Source organism: Candidatus Parvarchaeota archaeon, from assembly GCA_016866895.1.
In the GTDB taxonomy this organism is placed as follows: domain Archaea; phylum Micrarchaeota; class Micrarchaeia; order Anstonellales; family VGKX01; genus VGKX01.
In genome coordinates this window covers 1-1,085 of the sequence record VGKX01000243.1, presented here as the reverse complement: position 1 = coordinate 1,085, position 1,085 = coordinate 1, and the positions used below count along the sequence as shown (strand labels likewise).

Here is a 1,085-nt window from a genome sequence, read left to right as displayed (position 1 = left end):
GCTGGATGTACCCTTTCATCCAGTCTACACCTATCATTGGGGCCTGCTCGACCTTGTGCAATTTGCTGAATTTGCCGAATGGCTCTGCAGCATGAAGATAATAGAGGAAAATGGCGAGCTGATAAAAATCATTCTACCTCTGCATGATGCAAAAAGGCACGGAGACCTTATCGGGATTCCATGCCTTGTCACAGGGAATGAGTTTGTAGTCTATGGCAAAGACACAGCAGTTGCAATCTTTGAGACTTTTGGCGCAACAACCAAGCAGGAGTTTATAGCAAGGCATGAGCAGATAAGCAATACAGCTGAGCAAAAATTAGCTGAGCACAACAAAGATGAAAAAATGCATGACAGGGATTTGCATGATGCGCAGGTGCATGACAAGGTAGTGCTCAGCCTGATAAATTCGTTTTCAGGCATTAAAATCATGGACAAGTCAGGCACTTTTATAGGAGCGAGAATGGGGCGGCCTGAAAAGTCTAAGATGAGAAGGCTTTCAACAAGCCCTCATTGCCTTTTTCCGATTGGCGATGCTGGTGGAAGGCTCAGGAGCTTTCAGTCCGCAATGGAAACCGGCGAGGTTTCAAGCGCATTTCCAATCTATGCGTGCAGCAACTGCAATACTGAAACAATCCTTGCTGTCTGCGAAAAATGCAGCGGCAGCACAACAAAGGTCTACAATTGCAGCGTCTGCGGTTATATTCGGGAGCAGGTCTGCCTGAAGCATGGTCCTGCATTGTCGTTCAGAACAAAAAAAATCAGGATTGCTGATTATTTCACATCAGCGGCAGAAATGCTGAAAATGAAGGCGTGGCCGGATGTTGTCAAGGGAGTCAGGGGCACATCTAACCGAGACCACATTCCAGAGCACATTGCAAAAGGGCTTCTAAGGGCAAAATATGACCTGTTTGTAAATAAGGACGGAACGACCCGCTACGACATGACTGAGCTGCCTATGACCCATTTCAAGCCAAAGGAAATAGGAGTTTCAGTAGAAAGGCTGAAGGAGCTTGGATATGCACATGACATTCATGGCAGGGAAATAACAGAGCCGAACCAGATACTCGAGCTAAAGCCGCAGGACA

The 1,085-nt window shown here is 46.7% G+C and carries 1 protein-coding gene; it reads left to right on the top strand.

Annotated features, from left to right (window positions below; translation table 11 throughout):
* Position 1: 1 nt before the first annotated feature.
* On the top strand, positions 2-1,085 hold a 1,084-nt coding region (locus FJZ26_06265), incomplete at its 3' end, for a hypothetical protein (protein MBM3230010.1).